We start from the raw sequence: 16,756 nt of genomic DNA, 5'->3' as shown, positions 1-16,756 counted from the left end.
CTGCGAACGGGGCGGCGCCCGCGCCGCACGAGTACTCAAGGAGTGACATGAGCGACACCACGCTGACCGAGACGAGCACCCGCGCGCACGGCGTCGGCCTGACCGACGCCGCCGCACAGAAGGTGAAGAGCCTGCTCGAGCAGGAGGGCCGTGACGACCTGCGTCTGCGCGTGGCCGTCCAGCCCGGCGGATGCTCCGGCCTGATCTACCAGCTCTACTTCGACGAGCGATACCTCGACGGCGACGAGACGGTCGACTTCGACGGCGTCGAGGTCATCGTCGACAACATGAGCATCCCGTACCTCGACGGTGCCTCGATCGACTTCAAGGACACCATCTCGGAGCAGGGGTTCACGATCGACAACCCGAACGCTCAGGGGTCCTGCGCCTGCGGCGACAGCTTCCACTGACCCGCCGCCAACCTGCGTGGTTGGCATGAATCAGGTGTGAGGTTGCCCTAGACTTGGGTTGCCCCTGTCCGTGATCTGAAAGGTGCACCGTGCCTTCGAAACGCCGCCTTCGTTGGGTCGCGATCCCACTGGGAATCGTGACAGCCATTGTCTTGGCGGGATGCTCCGTCTCCGAGCGCAATGGCTTCCTTCCGGGCTTCGTAGAGGGCGGCACCGCCGCCACGAACCAGACCGAGCGGGTTTCCTCGCTGTGGGTCAACTCCTGGATCGTGCTGCTTGCCGTCGGCATCATCACCTGGGGTCTGATGGGCTGGGCGCTGGCGGTCTACCGCCGGCGCAAGGGCCAGACCGGCCTCCCCGTGCAGCTCCGCTACAACATGCCGATCGAGATCCTCTACACGGTGATCCCGCTCATCTTCATCATGGGCATGTTCTTCTTCACCGCGCGTGATCAGACCGAGATCGAGACCCAGTGGACCGATCCCGACGTCGAGGTCACCGCGATCGCCAAGCAGTGGGCGTGGGACTTCCAGTACGACGGTGAAGAGAAGGACAACTCCGACGCCGTGTGGACGATGGGCGTGCAGGCGCAGCCCGACGAGGCGGGCGACATCGATCGCGACGCGCTGCCCACGCTCGTGCTGCCCGTCGATCAGAAGGTCAAGATCGACCTCCAGTCGCGCGACGTCATCCACTCGTTCTGGATCATCGACTTCCTCTACAAGAAGGACATGTACATCGGGAAGGACAACTCCTGGTCCTTCATCCCGACCCGTATCGGCGAGTACGACGGAAAGTGCGCCGAGCTGTGCGGCGAGTACCACTCGATGATGCTGTTCAACGTCAAGGTCGTGTCCCAGGCGGACTACGAGGAGTACCTCGACACGCTGCGCGACAAGGGCAACACCGGTGACATCACCGATGCCTACGATCGTCTGTCCAACCTTCCGGGTACCGGATCGAACTCGGGCGCGAAGGAAGAGGAGTAAGCCATGACGACGACCGCAGAACCACAGACCGAGACGCCGCGGGGCCGCCCCACGACGATCCCGGCGCGCCAGGCCGCGCTGCTGTCCTCCTCCCGCGTGGAGCAGAAGGGCAACATCGTCGTCAAGTGGCTGACCTCCACCGACCACAAGACGATCGGGTACATGTACCTCATCGCATCGGTGCTGTTCTTCCTGCTCGGCGGTGTGATGGCCCTGGTCATCCGCGCAGAGCTGTTCGCTCCCGGCATGCAGATCGTGCCGACCAAGGAGCAGTACAACCAGCTGTTCACGATGCACGGCACGATCATGCTGCTCATGTTCGCGACGCCGCTGTTCGCGGGCTTCGCAAACGCGATCCTGCCGCTGCAGATCGGTGCTCCCGACGTCGCGTTCCCGCGTCTGAACGCCTTCGCGTTCTGGCTGTTCCTGTTCGGCTCGATCATCGCCGTCGCCGGCTTCCTCACCCCGCAGGGTGCCGCCTCGTTCGGCTGGTTCGCCTATCAGCCGCTGGCGAGCGCATCGTTCTCGCCGGGTGCCGGAGGAAACCTCTGGATGGTCGGCCTCGGTATGTCCGGTTTCGGCACCATCCTCGGCGCGGTGAACTTCATCACCACCGTCATCACCATGCGCGCTCCTGGCATGACGATGTGGCGCATGCCGATCTTCTCGTGGAACACGCTCATCACCAGCCTGCTGATCCTGATGGCGTTCCCGGTGCTCGCCGCGGCCATGTTCGCCGCGGCCGCGGACCGCATCCTCGGCGCGCACATCTACGACCCGGCCAACGGCGGTGTCCTGCTGTGGCAGCACCTGTTCTGGTTCTTCGGTCACCCCGAGGTCTACATCATCGCGCTGCCGTTCTTCGGCATCGTCTCCGAGATCTTCCCGGTGTTCAGCCGCAAGCCGATCTTCGGATACAAGACGCTGGTGTACGCGACCATCTCGATCGCCGCGCTGTCGGTGGCGGTGTGGGCGCACCACATGTACGTCACCGGTGGAGTCCTGCTGCCGTTCTTCGCGCTGATGACCATGCTCATCGCCGTCCCGACGGGTGTGAAGATCTTCAACTGGATCGGCACGATGTGGCGAGGATCTATCACGTTCGAGACGCCGATGGTGTTCGCGCTGGGCTTCCTGGTGTCGTTCGTGTTCGGTGGTCTGACCGGCGTCATCCTGGCCGCCCCGCCGCTGGACTTCCACCTCAGCGACTCCTACTTCGTCGTGGCGCACTTCCACTACGTGGTGTTCGGCACCGTCGTCTTCGCGATGTTCGCCGGCTTCTACTTCTGGTGGCCGAAGTGGACGGGACGCATGCTCAACGAGCGCCTCGGCTACATCCACTTCTGGATGCTGTTCATCGGCTTCCACATGACCTTCCTCGTGCAGCACTGGCTGGGCGTCGACGGCATGCCGCGTCGTTACGCCGACTACTCGGCGTACGACAACTGGGAGTGGCAGAACCAGGTCTCGACCATCGGTGCGATCATCCTCGGTGCCTCGATGCTGCCGTTCTTCCTGAACGTGTGGATCACGGCTCGCAAGGCGCCGAAGGTGACCGTCAACGACCCGTGGGGCTACGGCGCATCGCTCGAGTGGGCGACCAGCTGCCCGCCGCCCCGTCACAACTTCACGTCGATCCCGCGCATCCGCAGCGAGCGTCCCGCGTTCGACCTGAACCACCCCGAGGCTGCGGAGCACCCGGTTGCCGCCGCGGCAGGAGAGGCGAAGTAACCCATGCGCTCCAACGTCGTCCTGTGGTGGGTCCTCACCGTCTTCTTCCTGATCACGACCGGTGTGTACGTGGGATGGAACCTCATCTCCGAGAACCACGTCGAGTGGGTCGGGGCCGTCGCACTGCTCTTCGTCGCCTTCATGGGCGCGATGATCGCGCTCTACCTGCACCGCACCTACAAGGCGCAGGGCGGTGAACTGCCCGAGGACATCCTCACGGCGGACATCGATGACGGTGACCCCGAGCTCGGCGAGTTCAGCCCGTGGTCCTGGTGGCCGCTGGTGCTCGCCGGCTCCGCCGCGATCTTCCTGATCGGCATGGCGGTCGGCCAGTTCCTGCTCCCGATCGGCCTTGCGATCTTCGTCGTCGCCATCGTCGGATGGGTCTACGAGTACTACCGCGGGCACTTCGCCCGCTGACGATTCCACAGAGAAAGCCCCCGGCTCCGGCCGGGGGCTTTCTCTGTGTCCGATGGCTGAGGCCGCGCGCTCAGGCGTGCGTGCGGATGCGGGGGACGCCGGTGTTCGGGTCGATCGGACGTCGGTGCACGCCGTCGGCGTTCTCCACCGGGTAGCCCTCGCGCACCCAGTACTCGAATCCGCCGATCATCTCGCGCACTTCGTATCCGAGCTTGGCGAACTCGAGTGCGCCCTTCGCGCCCGCGTTGCATCCGGGACTCCAGCAGTACACGACCACGGCACTTCCGGCCGGGATCTCCTTGGGCGCGCGCTCCGCGATCTCGCTGTAGTGCATGTGCACGGCCCCCGCGACCCGTCCCTGCGCCCAGGCCTCATCGGAGCGCACATCGACGATCACGGCGGTCGCGCCGGCCTTCTGCGCTGCGTACACGTCGCTGGCATCGGTCTCGAAAGTGAGCTTGGCGGTGAAGTAGTCGGTGCGATCCATACGCTCAGGCTACGCGGTGTCGTGGTCGTCGCCGCCGATGTTGCAAGCGGCACGGCTGTCGATCTCAGCGCGGATCTCCGCGATGAACTGATCGAGCTCGACGCTCCGGCCGTTCACGGTCAGGTCGCCTGAGGCCGCTTCGCGATCGCCGAGCACGGCGACGAACGGCGCCGGAAGAGCATGCGCGCGTGCGATCCGGGATCCGAGGCTGCCCCGGTCGAGGACCCGGGCGCGGATGCCCGCCGCTGCCAGCCGCGCATGCGCCTGCTCCGCAGCATCGGCATGCCGCCGCGGATCCACGGGTGCCAGAGCCACCTGCACGGGGGAGAGCCAGGTCGGAAAGCGTCCCTGGTGCTGCTCGATGAGCAGCGCGACGAGGCGCTCCATCGAGCTGAGCAGTCCTCGGTGGATCATGACGGGTCGGTGCTTCGCGCCGTCCGGGCCCACGTACGAGAGGCCGAAACGCTGGGGGAGCACTCGATCGACCTGCACGGTGGACAAGGTCTCTTCGCGCCCTGCGGCGTCGCGCACCTGGACGTCGATCTTCGGGCCGTAGAACGCGCCCTCACCCGCCACATGGATGTAGGCGAGGCCGCGGAGGCGGAGTGCCGCGCGGAGATCCGCCTCCGAGGCATCCCAGTCGTGGTCGGTTCCGGCGCTGTCCGCGCCCCGGCCCGAAAGCCGGTAATGGTCGACCTTCACGCCCAGCACCTCGTAGGCATCGGCGATCGCGTCGAGGGCCTGTACCACCTCGTCGACCACCTGGTCCGCGGTGCAGAACACGTGGGCATCGTCCAGGTTGATCTGGCGGACCCGGCTGAGCCCGCCGAGCACGCCGGAGAGCTCGCTGCGGAACATGGACGCGGACTCGACGAGGCGCACCGGCAGGTCGCGCCAGCTGCGGGCCTCGGCGGCGTACACCTGCACGTGACTGGGGCAGTTCGCGGGGCGCAGCACCAGTTCGTCGTCGCCGACCTTCATGACGGGGAACATGTCGGCCGCGAACTTGTCCCAGTGCCCGCTCTGCTCGAAAAGGGCCCGCTTCGCGAGCACAGGGGTGTGGATGCGCACGCAGCCGGTGCGCTCGGCGATCTCCGCGGCCAGTCTCTCCAGTTCACCGCGGATGACGGCGCCGTCCGGCAGCCAGATCGGCAGCCCGGCGCCGATTACCGGGACGGTGTCGAACAGGCGCAGGCGTCGGCCGAGTGAGCGGTGGTCTTCGTTCTCCATGATTCTTCTCCTTCGAGGTCGAGTCGAGGAGACACCGGAAGACGACGAGAGCCCGGGGTGTTCCCCGAGCTCTGGTGTGTGCGTGATCCGCTACAGGCAGCGCCGGAGAGTGTCCGGCGTCGTGGTGACCTGAGGCATTCGCATGAGAAGAAGATAGCACGCGGCAGCGAAGGAGGGCCCCGTCCGAAGACGGGGCCCTCCTTCGCCGCAGGGGAGTGGCGGTCTTACTCGCCGTCCTCTGCCTTCTTGCGGGGCTTCTTGACCGGGTCGGTCGCGATGACCGAGCTCGGCGTGTTCGGGGTCTCACCGATCGGGGCATCCGTGGCGGGAGCGATCTGGCTCTCGTCGGTGATGCCGGCGCGCTCGTGCGCTCCCGCGATCTCGGCCGCCTCGGTGGCGTCCATCTCAGCGAGCGCGTGGTGCTGATGCGCGTCGGCCGCGTCGATCTCGGCCTGCGTGAGGGGCTGCAGGCGGTCCTCGAAGAACCAGCGCGACATCGCGGAACGCAGGTTCTGCGTCCACGGGATGCGGCCCTTGGCGTTCGGGCGGACCACAAGCGGCTCGTAGGTCTCGTAGTCGATGAGCTTCCAGCGGTCGTACACGTCGACCGGCTCGTGCACCTCGATGAACTCGCCGCCGGGGAGGCGGACGATGCGACCCGACTCGTAACCGTGCAGCACGATCTCGCGGTCCTTCTTCTGCAGCGCGATGCAGATGCGCTTCGTGACGAAGTATCCGATGATCGGGCCGAGGAAGAGCAGCGCCTGAAGGGTGTGGATGACACCCTCCATCGTGAGCATGAAGTGCGTCGCGATGAGGTCGGAGGAAGCCGCGGCCCACAGCACGGCGTAGAAGATCACGCCGGCGACGCCGATGGCGGTGCGGGTGGCCGCATTGCGCGGGCGCTCTGCGATGTGGTGCTCGCGCTTGTCACCGGTGATCCACGCCTCGATGAAGGGGTAGATCGCGACGAGCACGATGAACAGACCGAGCACGGCGACCGGGATCAGGATGCCGAACGACCAGGTGTGGCCGAGGAAGACCACGTCGAGGTTGGACGGTGCCAGACGCAGTGCGCCGTCGGCGAAGCCGATGTACCAGTCCGGCTGGGTACCCGCGGACACGGGCGACGGGTCGTACGGGCCGTAGTTCCAGATCGGGTTGATCTGGAAGAGCGCGCCGATCAGCACGATCGTGCCGAAGACGATGAACAGGAAGCCGCCCATCTTCGACATGTAGACCGGCATCATCGGGTAACCCACGACGTTGTCGTTGGTGCGGGCGGGGCCGGCGAACTGGGTGTGCTTGTTGATGACCATCAGCATCAGGTGCACGACGATCAGGCCGATCACCAGCAGCGGCAGCAGCAGGATGTGCAGCGTGTACAGGCGGCCGACGATCTGGTCGCCGGGGAACTCGCCACCGAACAGCAGGAACGAGGTCCACGTGCCGATCAGGGGGAGTCCCTTGACCATGCCGTCGATGATGCGGAGACCGTTGCCCGAGAGCAGGTCGTCGGGAAGCGAGTAGCCGGTGAAACCCTCGGCCATCGCCAGGACGAACAGCACGAAGCCGATCACCCAGTTGAGCTCGCGCGGCTTGCGGAACGCGCCGGTGAAGAACACGCGGAGCATGTGCACGCCGATGCCGGCCACGAACACCAGTGCCGCCCAGTGGTGGATCTGCCGGACCAGCAGACCACCGCGCAGGTCGAACGAGATGCGCAGGGTGGACTCGAGAGCCGCCGACATCTCGATACCGCGCATCGGCGCGTAGGCGCCGGTGTAGTGCGTGGGAACCATCGAGGCCTGGAAGAAGAACGTCAGGAACGTGCCCGAGAGGAACACGACGACGAAGCTCCAGAGCGCGATCTCACCCAGCATGAACGACCAGTGGTCGGGGAAGATCTTGCGACCGAGCTCCTTGACGAAGCCCGAGAGGCTGGTGCGCTCATCGATGTAGTTCGCGCTGGCGTTGAGGAAGCGGCCGCCGAGGGGCTTCTCGGCCTTCTCTGTCGAAGGCTTTTCGGTGACGGTTGAGGTGCTCAATGGCGCTCCCAGAAGCTCGGACCGACGGGTTCGTGGAAATCACTCTGCGCGACGAGGTAGCCCTCGTCGTCGACCATGATCGGCAGCTGCGGCAGCGGCCGGGCAGCGGGTCCGAAGATGACCTTGGCGTGCTCGGTCACGTCGAACTGCGACTGGTGGCACGGGCAGAGCAGGTGGTGGGTCTGCTGCTCGTACAGCGCCACGGGGCAGCCGACGTGCGTGCACACCTTGGAGTAGGCGACGATGCCGTCATAGGACCAGTCCTTGCGGTCGTCCGACTCGATGAGCTGCTCGGGACGCAGACGCATCAGCAGCACGATCGCCTTGGCCTTCTCCTCGAGCAGTCCGCCCTCGTGGCCCAGTTCGTTCAGCCCCTCGGGGATGACGTGCACGGCGGAGCCGAGAGTGACATCCGCTGCGCGGATCGGGGTGCCGTCCGGGTCGCGGACCAGCTTGACGCCCTTGTCCCACATCGTCTGCTTCAGCAGCGCCACCGGGTCACCCGCCTCGGGGTCCTCCTCGGTGCTGAAGGGCGCAAGGCCGCGGAACAGCGTGACACCCGGGACGATCGACGCCACCACGGCGGCGATCATCGAGTTGCGGATCATCACGCGGCGGCCGAAACCGGACTCCTCGTTCGCGTCCGCGAACGCCTTCAGCGAGGCGGCGCGGGTCGAGTCGCGGCCACGGGTGGGGTGGCGGTACTCGATGAACTCCTTGTCGCTCATCAGCGCCTTGGACCAGTGGATGGCGCCGAGACCGATGGCGAGCAGGGCCAGCGCGATGCCGAGACCGATGAACAGGTTGTTGTACCTGATGTCGATCAGCGCGCCGCTCTCGATCGGGAACAGCATGTAGGCGGCGACCGCCCAGATGCTGCCCGCGAGCGAGAGGTAGAAGAGGGTGTAGACCGTGCGGACCGCAGCCTTCTCGGCCTTGGGGTCCTTGTCCGTCATCCGCTCGCGGTGATGCGGAAGCCCGGGGTTCTGCGCGGGATCGCTGACTGCGACGCCCAGCCCCGGCGAGGGCTGGTAGGCCCTGTCGAGAGCCTGCGTGTCGTCGTCGTGTGCCATGGTGCTCCTCGTACGTTCCTCTTCAGAAGAAATGCGTCAGTTGGACTTCGCCGTGATCCACACGGTCAGCGCGACGAGGGCGCCGATTCCGAAGATCCAGATGAACAGGCCCTCGGACACGGGGCCGAGCGATCCGAGCGTGAAGCCGCCGATCTGCACGGCGTCCTGCTGGAACAGCAGAGCCGAGATGATGTCGCGCTTGTCCTCGTCAGAGAGGTTCATGTCGCCGAAGACCGGCATGTTCTGCGGGCCGGTGACCATGGCCGCGTACATGTGCAGCGCGCTCGTGGAGGTCAGCGCGGGGGCGTACTTGCCCTCGGTGAGCGCACCACCGGCCGCAGCGACGTTGTGGCACATCGCGCAGTTGATGCGGAAGAGCTCGGCACCGTGCGCCACGTCTCCCTTGCCGTCGAGGACCTCGTCCTTCGGGAAGGTCGGTCCGGGGGCGACGGACTGCACGTAGGCGGCGATCGCGCGGATCTGCTCGTCTGTGAACTGCGGGTGCTTCTGCGGTGCCTGCGGGCCCTGCATCTGCAGCGGCATGCGACCGGTCGCCATCTGGAACTCGACGGCCAACTCGCCGACGCCGATCAGCGTCGGACCGTCGCCGGTGCCCTCGAGGTTCATGCCGTGGCAGGTGGCGCAGTTGGCCTGGAACAGCTTCTGACCGTCGTCGACCGTGAGCTCGGCGGTGGCCTGCGTCTTGGTGTCGGTCGCTGCCATGGCAGCGGTCGCACCGGCGTAGACGCCACCGGTGATCAGGAGACCGGCGCCGATCAGCGCGATCGCTGCGAACGGGCTGCGACGGCCGCCTGAGCGGCGCTTCTTCTCTCGTACCATGTCGGGGATTCGCTCCGCTCTCACTTCAGGAAGTAGATGACGATGAACAGCACGATCCAGACGACGTCGACGAAGTGCCAGTAGTACGACACGACGATCGAGGAGGTCGCCTCCTTGTGCCCGAAGTTCTTGACCGCGTACGCACGTCCGATGACGAGCAGGAACGCGATGAGGCCGCCGGTGACGTGCAGGGCGTGGAAACCGGTGGTGAGGTAGAAGGCCGAGGCGTAGGAGTCGGCCGAGATCGGCATGCCCTCCATCGTGAGCTGGGCGTACTCCCAGACCTGACCCGAGACGAAGATCGCGCCGAGGATGAAGGTGACCCAGAACCACTCGACCATGCCCCAGCCGAACAGACGGCGGCGGCCGGCCGCGTTGAGCTGGCCCTTGCCGATCTTGTACGGCTGCAGGTCCTCTGCCGCGAACACGCCCATCTGGCAGGTGAACGACGAGAACACCAGGATCAGGGTGTTGACGAACGCGTAGGGCACGTTCAGCAGCTCGGTGCGCTCACCCCACAGCTCGGGGGAGGTGCTGCGGAGCGTGAAGTAGATCGCGAAGAGTCCCGCGAAGAACATGACTTCACTGCCGAGCCACACGATGGTGCCGACAGCGACCGGGTTTGGCCGCTTGATGGTTCTTGCCGCCGGGGCATACGTCGCTGAGGTGGTCACGGTTCCATTATGGCCGATACGCGCCGCCGATTCTTGCACCAGCGTCGCCCGTTTTGCCGGAATCGCACTTAGGGGAACCTAAGAACCACCTGCGAATCAGCCCGGAATCCGCGCAATCGCGGGGCGACTGCCGAGGATGCATCGATCAGGCATCATCCGTCATCTCGACCGTGCTGCGGGAGCCCGCTCTATAAGATCCTTCCTATGGCTGACTCCCTCACCTGGTCCGACCTGCTCACCGCGCTGCTGGAACGGCGCGATCTCAGCGTCTGGGAGTCCACGTGGGCGATGCGTCAGGTGATGCAGGGCAAGGTCTCCGAGGCCCAGCTGGCCGGTTTCCTGATCGCGCTGCGAGCCAAGGGCGAGACCATCGATGAGGTGGTCGGATTCCGTGATGCCATCCTCGAGGCCGCCGTGCCGCTGCCGGTCTCCTCCGACGTGCTCGACATCGTCGGGACCGGCGGCGACAGGATCGGCACGGTGAACGTCTCCACGACGGCGGCGATCATCATCGGGGCGCTCGGCGTGCCGGTCGTCAAGCACGGCAACAAGGCGGCGAGCTCCGCATCCGGCTCCTCCGACGTGCTGGCCTCGCTCGGCCTCGACCTGACGCTGTCCCCGGACCACGTGGCGGCCGTGCTCGACCGCACGGGCATCACGTTCGCGTGGGCCGGCGCCTTCCACCCCGGATTCAAGAACGCCGGCCCGACACGCGCCCAGCTCGGCGTGCCCACCGTCTTCAACATGCTCGGCCCGCTCTGCAACCCCGCCCGAGCCGAGGCGAACGCCGTCGGCGTCGCGCAGCTCGATCGCGTCCCGCTGATCACCGGCGTCTTCCGCACCCGCGGTGCCACCGCGCTGGTGTTCCGCGGTGATGACGGGCTGGACGAGCTCACCACCACCGGCCACAGCCGCATCTGGGAGGTCGCCCGCGGAGACATCCACGAGCACGACCTCGACCCGCGTGACCTCGGCATCCCGCTCGCCGACCTGTCGGATCTGATCGGCGGCTCGCCCGAGCACAACGCCGGTGTGCTGCGCCGGACGCTGGACGGTGAGAAGGGCGCAGTGCGCGACATCGTGCTGCTGAACGCAGCCGCCGGCATCGTCGCGTTCGAGCTCTCGCGTGACGCGAGCCTCACGCAGGTGCCGATCCTCGAGCGACTGCGCTCCGCCTACGCCCGCGCCGAGGCCGCGATCGACGACGGCAGCGCCGCGGCCAAGCTCGACGAATGGGTTCGCGCGACACGCGAGCTCGCCGGCTCCTGATCGGATGCAGCTGTGGATGCCGTCGCCGCCCTGCTCGAGATAGCCGCCCTGCTCGAGCGGGAGCGGGCCTCGCGGTATCGCGCGAAGGCGTTCCGCCAGGCGGCGGCGACACTGCAGGACCTTCCTGAGGACGTGCGCCGCGATCCGTCGCGGCTGCGGGCGGTGAAGGGGATCGGCGAATCGACGTTCGCCGTCATCCGGCAGGCGGATGCCGGACAGGTGCCGGACTACCTGGTCGAGCTGCGCGGCGTGGTCGAGCCCGAGCGCCGTTCCGCGCTGCGGGCGCTGCTGCGGGGAGACCTGCACTCGCATACCGACTGGTCCGACGGCACCACGCCGATCGAGTCCATGGTCGAAGCCGCCAGAGCGCTGGGGCACGAGTATTACGCGATCACCGATCATTCCCCGCGGCTCCGCGTGGCACGCGGGCTGTCCGCGGAGCGGCTGAGGGAGCAGATCCCGCTGGTGCGGGCGCAGTCCGGCTCAGGGCTCACGGTGCTCGCCGGCATCGAGGTCGACATCCTCGACGACGGCACCCTCGACCAGGAGCCGGCGCTGCTGGAGGAGCTCGACGTCGTTGTCGCGTCCGTGCATTCCGGTCTGCGCATGGATGCCGCGCCGATGACCAGGCGGATGATCGCCGCGGTCTCGAATCCGCACGTGAACGTGCTGGGGCACTGCACCGGCCGGCTGGTGCAGGGGGAGCGCGGCACGCGTCCTCCGTCGGACTTCGACGCACGAGCCGTGTTCGCGGCGTGCGCCGAGCACGGCGTCGCCGTCGAGATCAACTCGCGTCCGGAGCGGCAGGATCCGCCCGACGAGCTGATCGCGATCGCGCTGGAGGAAGGATGCCTGTTCACCATCGACTCCGATGCGCATGCGCCGGGCCAGCTGTCGCTGCTCGATCACGGCGCGGAGCGCGCCGAACGCGCCGGCGTACCCGCATCCCGGATCGTCACGACCTGGGGTCTGGATCGGCTGCGCGCCTGGGCGTCCTGAGTCAGGCGGTGCCGGCGAGCGCCGCCAGTGCGCGCGTCATCGACGAGCCGAGGTTCCAGCGTTCGGCGAGATCGTTCGCGGCATCCTGCTCGGCAGGATCGAGCGGATGGAGCCGAGCCGCGGGCACCTCGAGATCGAGGGTCTTGGCGACCTCGACGACCGTGGGGGCCACGTCGAGGTAGCCCGAGGCGTCGCGGACCTTCGCGGCGACCGACGCGCTCATGCCTTCACCGGCATCCGCAGCGGCGCGGATGCCTGCCAGGTCGCCGTGCTTCTGCAGCAGGGTCGCGGCGGTCTTCTCGCCGACACCCTTCACTCCGGGGAGACCGTCCGAGGCGTCTCCGCGCATCGTCGCGAAGTCCGCGTACTGCGAGGGGAGCACCCCGTACTTGGCGACCACGGACTCGTCGGTGAGGATCTCGAGGTTGCTCATGCCCCGTGCCGTGTAGATGATGCGCACTCCTGCCGAGTCGTCGATGAGCTGGAAGAGATCCCGGTCGCCGGTGACGATGTCGACCGGCACGTCGGTGCGTGTGGCGAGCGTGCCGATGACGTCATCCGCCTCATGCTCGGCCGCACCGACGATCGGGATGCCGAGCGCGGCGAGCGTCTCACGGATCACGGGGATCTGCTGCTCGAGCGGATCGGGGACCTCTTCGACGTCGGGGCCGCCGGTGACGACCTCGACCACGCGATGCGTCTTGTAGCTGGGGATGAGATCGACGCGCCACTGCGGGCGCCAGTCGTCGTCCCAGCAGGCGACGAGCTGCGTCGGATGGTACGTGGACACCAGCTTCGCGATCATGTCGAGCAGTCCGCGCGCGGCGTTGACCGACCGGCCGTCCGGGGCCTTGGCGGTGTCGGGCACGCCGTAGAACGCCCGGAAGTACAGCGAAGCGGTGTCGAGCAGCATGAGGCGGTCGGTCATCGGATCAGCATCCCATAAGAGGGGTGCGGATTTCGGATGGAGACCGCCCGGGAGATCTGGTAGCCTGAAGCGTCACTCGTGGCACGCGTTCGTGTGCCTGCGTGGCAGAAATCACCTTCCATTCGCCTCGCGGCGGAATCCAGGCCGTGCACGGCCGTGCTGCGAGGCCCGATCATCCATCAACAAGGACAACCCACTACATGACTAGCGCAACGACCGCCCCGGCCACCAAGCAGGTCGCGATCAACGACATCGGATCTGCCGAGGACTTCCTGGCCGCGGTCGAGAAGACTCTGAAGTTCTTCAACGACGGCGACATCATCGAGGGCACGATCGTCAAGATCGACCGCGATGAGGTTCTGCTCGACGTCGGCTACAAGACCGAGGGCGTCATCCCCTCCCGCGAGCTCTCCATCAAGCACGACGTCGACCCCAACGAGGTCGTCTCCGTCGGCGACAAGGTCGAGGCCCTCGTTCTCCAGAAGGAGGACAAGGAAGGCCGTCTGATCCTCTCCAAGAAGCGTGCGCAGTACGAGCGCGCCTGGGGCGACGTCGAGAAGATCAAGGAGAACGACGGCGTCGTCACCGGCACCGTCATCGAGGTCGTCAAGGGCGGCCTCATCGTCGACATCGGCCTGCGTGGCTTCCTGCCGGCGTCGCTCATCGAGCTGCGTCGCGTCCGCGACCTGACCCCGTACCTGGGTCAGGAGCTCGAGGCCAAGATCCTCGAGCTGGACAAGAACCGCAACAACGTCGTGCTCTCGCGCCGCGCTCTGCTCGAGCAGACGCAGTCCGAGTCGCGCACCACGTTCCTCAACAACCTGCACAAGGGTCAGGTCCGCAAGGGTGTCGTGTCGTCGATCGTCAACTTCGGTGCGTTCGTCGACCTCGGCGGTGTGGACGGCCTCGTGCACGTCTCCGAGCTGTCGTGGAAGCACATCGAGCACGCCTCCGAGGTCGTCGAGGTCGGCCAGGAGGTCACCGTCGAGATCCTCGAGGTCGACCTGGACCGCGAGCGCGTCTCGCTGTCGCTGAAGGCGACCCAGGAGGACCCGTGGCAGGTCTTCGCGCGTACCCACGCCATCGGCCAGGTCACCCCGGGCAAGGTCACGAAGCTGGTTCCGTTCGGTGCGTTCGTTCGCGTCGCCGACGGCATCGAGGGCCTCGTGCACATCTCGGAGCTCTCCAGCAAGCACGTCGAGCTGGCCGAGCAGGTCGTCTCGGTGGGCGAAGAGGTCTTCGTCAAGGTCATCGACATCGACCTCGAGCGTCGTCGCATCTCGCTGTCGCTGAAGCAGGCCAACGAGTCGGTCGACCCCTACGGCACCGAGTTCGACCCGGCGCTGTACGGCATGCTCGCCGAGTACGACGAGAACGGCGAGTACAAGTACCCCGAGGGCTTCGACGCCGAGACCGGTGCGTGGAAGGAAGGCTTCGACGCCCAGCGCGAGGCATGGGAGCAGGAGTACGCCGCTGCCCAGGCTCGCTGGGAGGCGCACAAGGCCCAGGTCCTCAAGGCCGCAGAGGCCGAGGCCGCAGCAGGCGACGACTTCGGTGGTTCGACCTTCTCGAGCGAGTCGGCCGGCGCCGGCACGCTCGCCGACGACGAGGCTCTCGCCGCTCTGCGCGAGAAGCTCTCCGGCGGCAACAGCTGATCACTGATCGCAACGGAACGGGTCGTCACCTCTCGCAAGGGAGTGTGGCGGCCCGTTCCGCGTTTCGGGTCTGATCTGTCGGAACGGGTCGTCACCTTCGGGTGGCGGCCCGTTCCGCTTTTTCGCGCCTCTCCGGCACCGAGCGGATCCTGAGCGAGGAGCGCCAGCGACGAGACGAAGGACGCATGACAGGATGGATCCATGCCGCTCATCGCATTGACCGGAGGCATCGCCTCGGGCAAGTCGACCATTGCCGCACGCCTCGCTGAGCACGGCGCCGTCGTGGTCGACGCCGATCAGATCGTGCGCGACGTGCAGACGGCCGGCTCTCCGGTGCTGGCCGCGATCGCGGCGGAGTTCGGCGACGGGATGCTGCTGACGGACGGCTCGCTCGACAGGGCGGCCCTCGGAACGCGGGTGTTCGGCGATGACGCTGCGCTCGCGCGGCTGAACGGCATCGTGCATCCCGCCGTGAAGGCGGAGTCGGCGCGCCGCTTCGCGGCCGCGTTCGCGGCCGATCCCGACGCGGTCGTCGTCTACGACGTGCCGCTGCTGGTCGAGGCACGTGTGGACGACCCGTGGGACTTCATCATCGTCGCCGATGCTCCCGCCGAGCTGCGGGTGCGACGGCTGGTCGAACTGCGCGGCCTGACCGAGGAGGCCGCGCGTGCGCGCATCGCGTCGCAGGTGTCGGATGCTGCGCGCCGGGCGATCGCGGACATCGTGATCGACACCTCCGGCACCCTGGAGCAGACGAAGCAGCAGGTCGATCTGGCCTGGGAGCGGGTCGCCCTCGTGGGGTGAGGACTCAGTCGGCGCTAGGGCTGTTTGCTAGATTTGAGGGCTGGCTCTGCCCCGACGGTTCGATGACGATCACGGGAACAGCTGTCGACAACGACCAGCCATACGAAGCCTCGCCGCTCATCGATATGACGCCGTGCTCGCCGACTTTCGAGGAGGCGCCTGTTGGGCCTCGCACAGTGCCGGGGCAGTGTTGACGAGCTGACGCACTCCGACTCGCGTCTGTGCGCGATCCAGAGCGGGCCGTCACCTTCGGGTGGCGGCCCGCTCTGCTGCATCCGCGTGCTGAAACGGATTAGTTCGGACGATTTGCATAATTCCCTCCCGCCTTGTTAGCGTCGAGGGAGGGGAGACGCCCATGCTCTGGGGAGCGCGCGTCTTGGGGACCTTGGGGAAGTGATCTGGGGATCTTCGCGATCGGCAACCACCGGTCGTTATTCGGCGTGCCCTGCGCCAGCTGCGCGGGATCGCCCGGTCCTGCGCCTCACTCGAAACGCAGGAGACACAATGCCGGAGCAGAAGTCTGCCCTTTCGCGCCGTACCGTCCTGAAGGGAGCCGCCTGGTCGGTTCCCGTGATCGCCGTGGCGACGGCGGCACCGGCCCGCGCGACGAGCACCGATCCGACGACCGAGCCTGTGCTCGGCACCTGGCGTGAATCGTCCCTTGCGATCACGCAGACCTCGATCAACGCATCGAGTCCGTTCGTCTTTTGCGCACGCGGTGCCGACGGCAAGCCCATCTACGACGAGGCGCTGTGGAACAACCAGCCCTTCGAGAAGACCGTGACGATCACATACACCGGAGCGAACGAGGCCTTCACGTTCATCGGCGCTTCCACCACCAGCCACTACAAGATCACGGACGTTCAGAAGAAATCGATCACTCTCACACACACGGATCTTAACGGGACGGCGTGCAGCACCGGCTTCACCGGCTTCAATCTGTACTTCAACTCGGTGAGCGTCGGCGGCACCGTGGAGCTGGCCACGATCGAGCAGGACTCGCTCGTCATCACGGCGAGTGCTCGCGCGGGTGACTACGTCGTGAACGACATCATCGATGTCACGCCGTGTTCGCCGCTCTGGGGGCAGACGCCGCGCGGACCGCACGACGTCCCGACGAAGAACACGGACGGCACCTGCCCGAACGGTCAGCCCGCTGACGCCGAGGCCTGAGCGGCAGCATCCGCTCTTCAGGGCCG

Annotated in this window: 16 protein-coding genes; 9 read left to right on the top strand and 7 right to left on the bottom strand. The window is 66.7% G+C overall.

The window, feature by feature from the left end:
- The first annotated feature begins 47 nt into the window (after positions 1-47).
- From erpA to DY023_RS14280, 4 genes are all read left to right on the top strand, one after another.
- A complete protein-coding gene (gene erpA, locus DY023_RS14295) occupies positions 48-410 on the top strand; it encodes an iron-sulfur cluster insertion protein ErpA (protein ID WP_116243004.1) in 363 nt (120 codons plus the stop codon).
- Positions 411-499: 89 nt separating this feature from the next.
- The gene (ctaC, locus tag DY023_RS14290) at positions 500-1,399 is read left to right on the top strand and encodes an aa3-type cytochrome oxidase subunit II (RefSeq protein WP_116243003.1); all 900 of its coding nucleotides are present in this window, start codon (positions 500-502) and stop codon (positions 1,397-1,399) included.
- A 3-nt stretch (positions 1,400-1,402) separates the two neighbouring features.
- Positions 1,403-3,130, top strand: a complete 1,728-nt coding sequence (gene ctaD / locus DY023_RS14285) for an aa3-type cytochrome oxidase subunit I (protein ID WP_116243002.1) — start codon at positions 1,403-1,405, stop codon at positions 3,128-3,130.
- 3 nt (positions 3,131-3,133) lie between these two features.
- Positions 3,134-3,550 carry a cytochrome c oxidase subunit 4 gene (locus tag DY023_RS14280; RefSeq protein ID WP_116243001.1) on the top strand — a complete coding sequence of 139 codons (417 nt, stop codon included), beginning with the start codon at positions 3,134-3,136 and terminating at the stop codon, positions 3,548-3,550.
- Positions 3,551-3,620: 70 nt separating this feature from the next.
- Here the strand turns inward: DY023_RS14280 and DY023_RS14275 are convergent, their stop codons facing one another.
- The 6 genes from DY023_RS14275 to ctaE form a co-directional block, all read right to left on the bottom strand.
- Positions 3,621-4,037, bottom strand: a complete 417-nt coding sequence (locus DY023_RS14275; protein ID WP_116243000.1) for a rhodanese-like domain-containing protein — start codon at positions 4,035-4,037, stop codon at positions 3,621-3,623.
- 9 nt (positions 4,038-4,046) lie between these two features.
- Complete coding sequence (gene thrS / locus DY023_RS14270; protein WP_116242999.1) at positions 4,047-5,267, bottom strand: threonine--tRNA ligase; 1,221 nt, start codon at positions 5,265-5,267, stop codon at positions 4,047-4,049.
- A gap of 224 nt (positions 5,268-5,491) precedes the next feature.
- On the bottom strand, positions 5,492-7,315 hold the full coding sequence (gene qcrB, locus DY023_RS14265) for a cytochrome bc1 complex cytochrome b subunit (protein ID WP_116242998.1): 1,824 nt from the start codon (positions 7,313-7,315) through the stop codon (positions 5,492-5,494).
- Entirely contained in the window at positions 7,312-8,388 is a 1,077-nt protein-coding gene (qcrA, locus tag DY023_RS14260) for a cytochrome bc1 complex Rieske iron-sulfur subunit (protein WP_116242997.1), read from the bottom strand. The genes qcrB and qcrA overlap by 4 nt, the downstream gene beginning before the upstream one ends.
- Before the next feature lie 36 nt (positions 8,389-8,424).
- A complete protein-coding gene (gene qcrC, locus DY023_RS14255) occupies positions 8,425-9,228 on the bottom strand; it encodes a cytochrome bc1 complex diheme cytochrome c subunit (protein ID WP_116242996.1) in 804 nt (267 codons plus the stop codon).
- Positions 9,229-9,248: 20 nt separating this feature from the next.
- Complete coding sequence (gene ctaE, locus DY023_RS14250) at positions 9,249-9,902, bottom strand: aa3-type cytochrome oxidase subunit III (protein WP_181905857.1); 654 nt, start codon at positions 9,900-9,902, stop codon at positions 9,249-9,251.
- Positions 9,903-10,106: 204 nt separating this feature from the next.
- On the opposite strand from ctaE, the gene trpD reads away from it, so the two are divergent.
- The gene (gene trpD, locus DY023_RS14245; RefSeq protein WP_116242995.1) at positions 10,107-11,171 is read left to right on the top strand and encodes an anthranilate phosphoribosyltransferase; all 1,065 of its coding nucleotides are present in this window, start codon (positions 10,107-10,109) and stop codon (positions 11,169-11,171) included.
- Between the two features lie 12 nt (positions 11,172-11,183).
- Positions 11,184-12,170, top strand: a complete 987-nt coding sequence (locus tag DY023_RS14240) for a PHP domain-containing protein (RefSeq protein WP_116242994.1) — start codon at positions 11,184-11,186, stop codon at positions 12,168-12,170.
- Between the two features lies 1 nt (position 12,171).
- On the opposite strand, the gene DY023_RS14235 is transcribed toward DY023_RS14240, so the two are convergent.
- Positions 12,172-13,098 (bottom strand): 5'-3' exonuclease, encoded by a 927-nt coding sequence (locus tag DY023_RS14235; protein WP_116242993.1) that lies wholly within the window; start codon positions 13,096-13,098, stop codon positions 12,172-12,174.
- 200 nt (positions 13,099-13,298) lie between these two features.
- On the opposite strand from DY023_RS14235, the gene rpsA reads away from it, so the two are divergent.
- The 3 genes from rpsA (at position 13,299) to DY023_RS14220 (ending at position 16,730) form a co-directional block, all read left to right on the top strand.
- Complete coding sequence (gene rpsA, locus DY023_RS14230) at positions 13,299-14,753, top strand: 30S ribosomal protein S1 (protein WP_116242992.1); 1,455 nt, start codon at positions 13,299-13,301, stop codon at positions 14,751-14,753.
- Positions 14,754-14,954: 201 nt separating this feature from the next.
- Positions 14,955-15,557, top strand: a complete 603-nt coding sequence (gene coaE / locus DY023_RS14225) for a dephospho-CoA kinase (protein ID WP_116242991.1) — start codon at positions 14,955-14,957, stop codon at positions 15,555-15,557.
- A gap of 504 nt (positions 15,558-16,061) precedes the next feature.
- On the top strand, positions 16,062-16,730 hold the full coding sequence (locus DY023_RS14220; RefSeq protein WP_116242990.1) for a hypothetical protein: 669 nt from the start codon (positions 16,062-16,064) through the stop codon (positions 16,728-16,730).
- The last annotated feature ends 26 nt before the right edge of the window (positions 16,731-16,756 follow it).

The organism is Microbacterium bovistercoris, assembly GCF_003387575.1.
In the GTDB taxonomy this organism is placed as follows: Bacteria; Actinomycetota; Actinomycetes; order Actinomycetales; family Microbacteriaceae; genus Microbacterium; species Microbacterium bovistercoris.
Note: the sequence above shows the minus strand (reverse complement) of the source record. Positions and strands in the feature narration are given on the sequence as shown.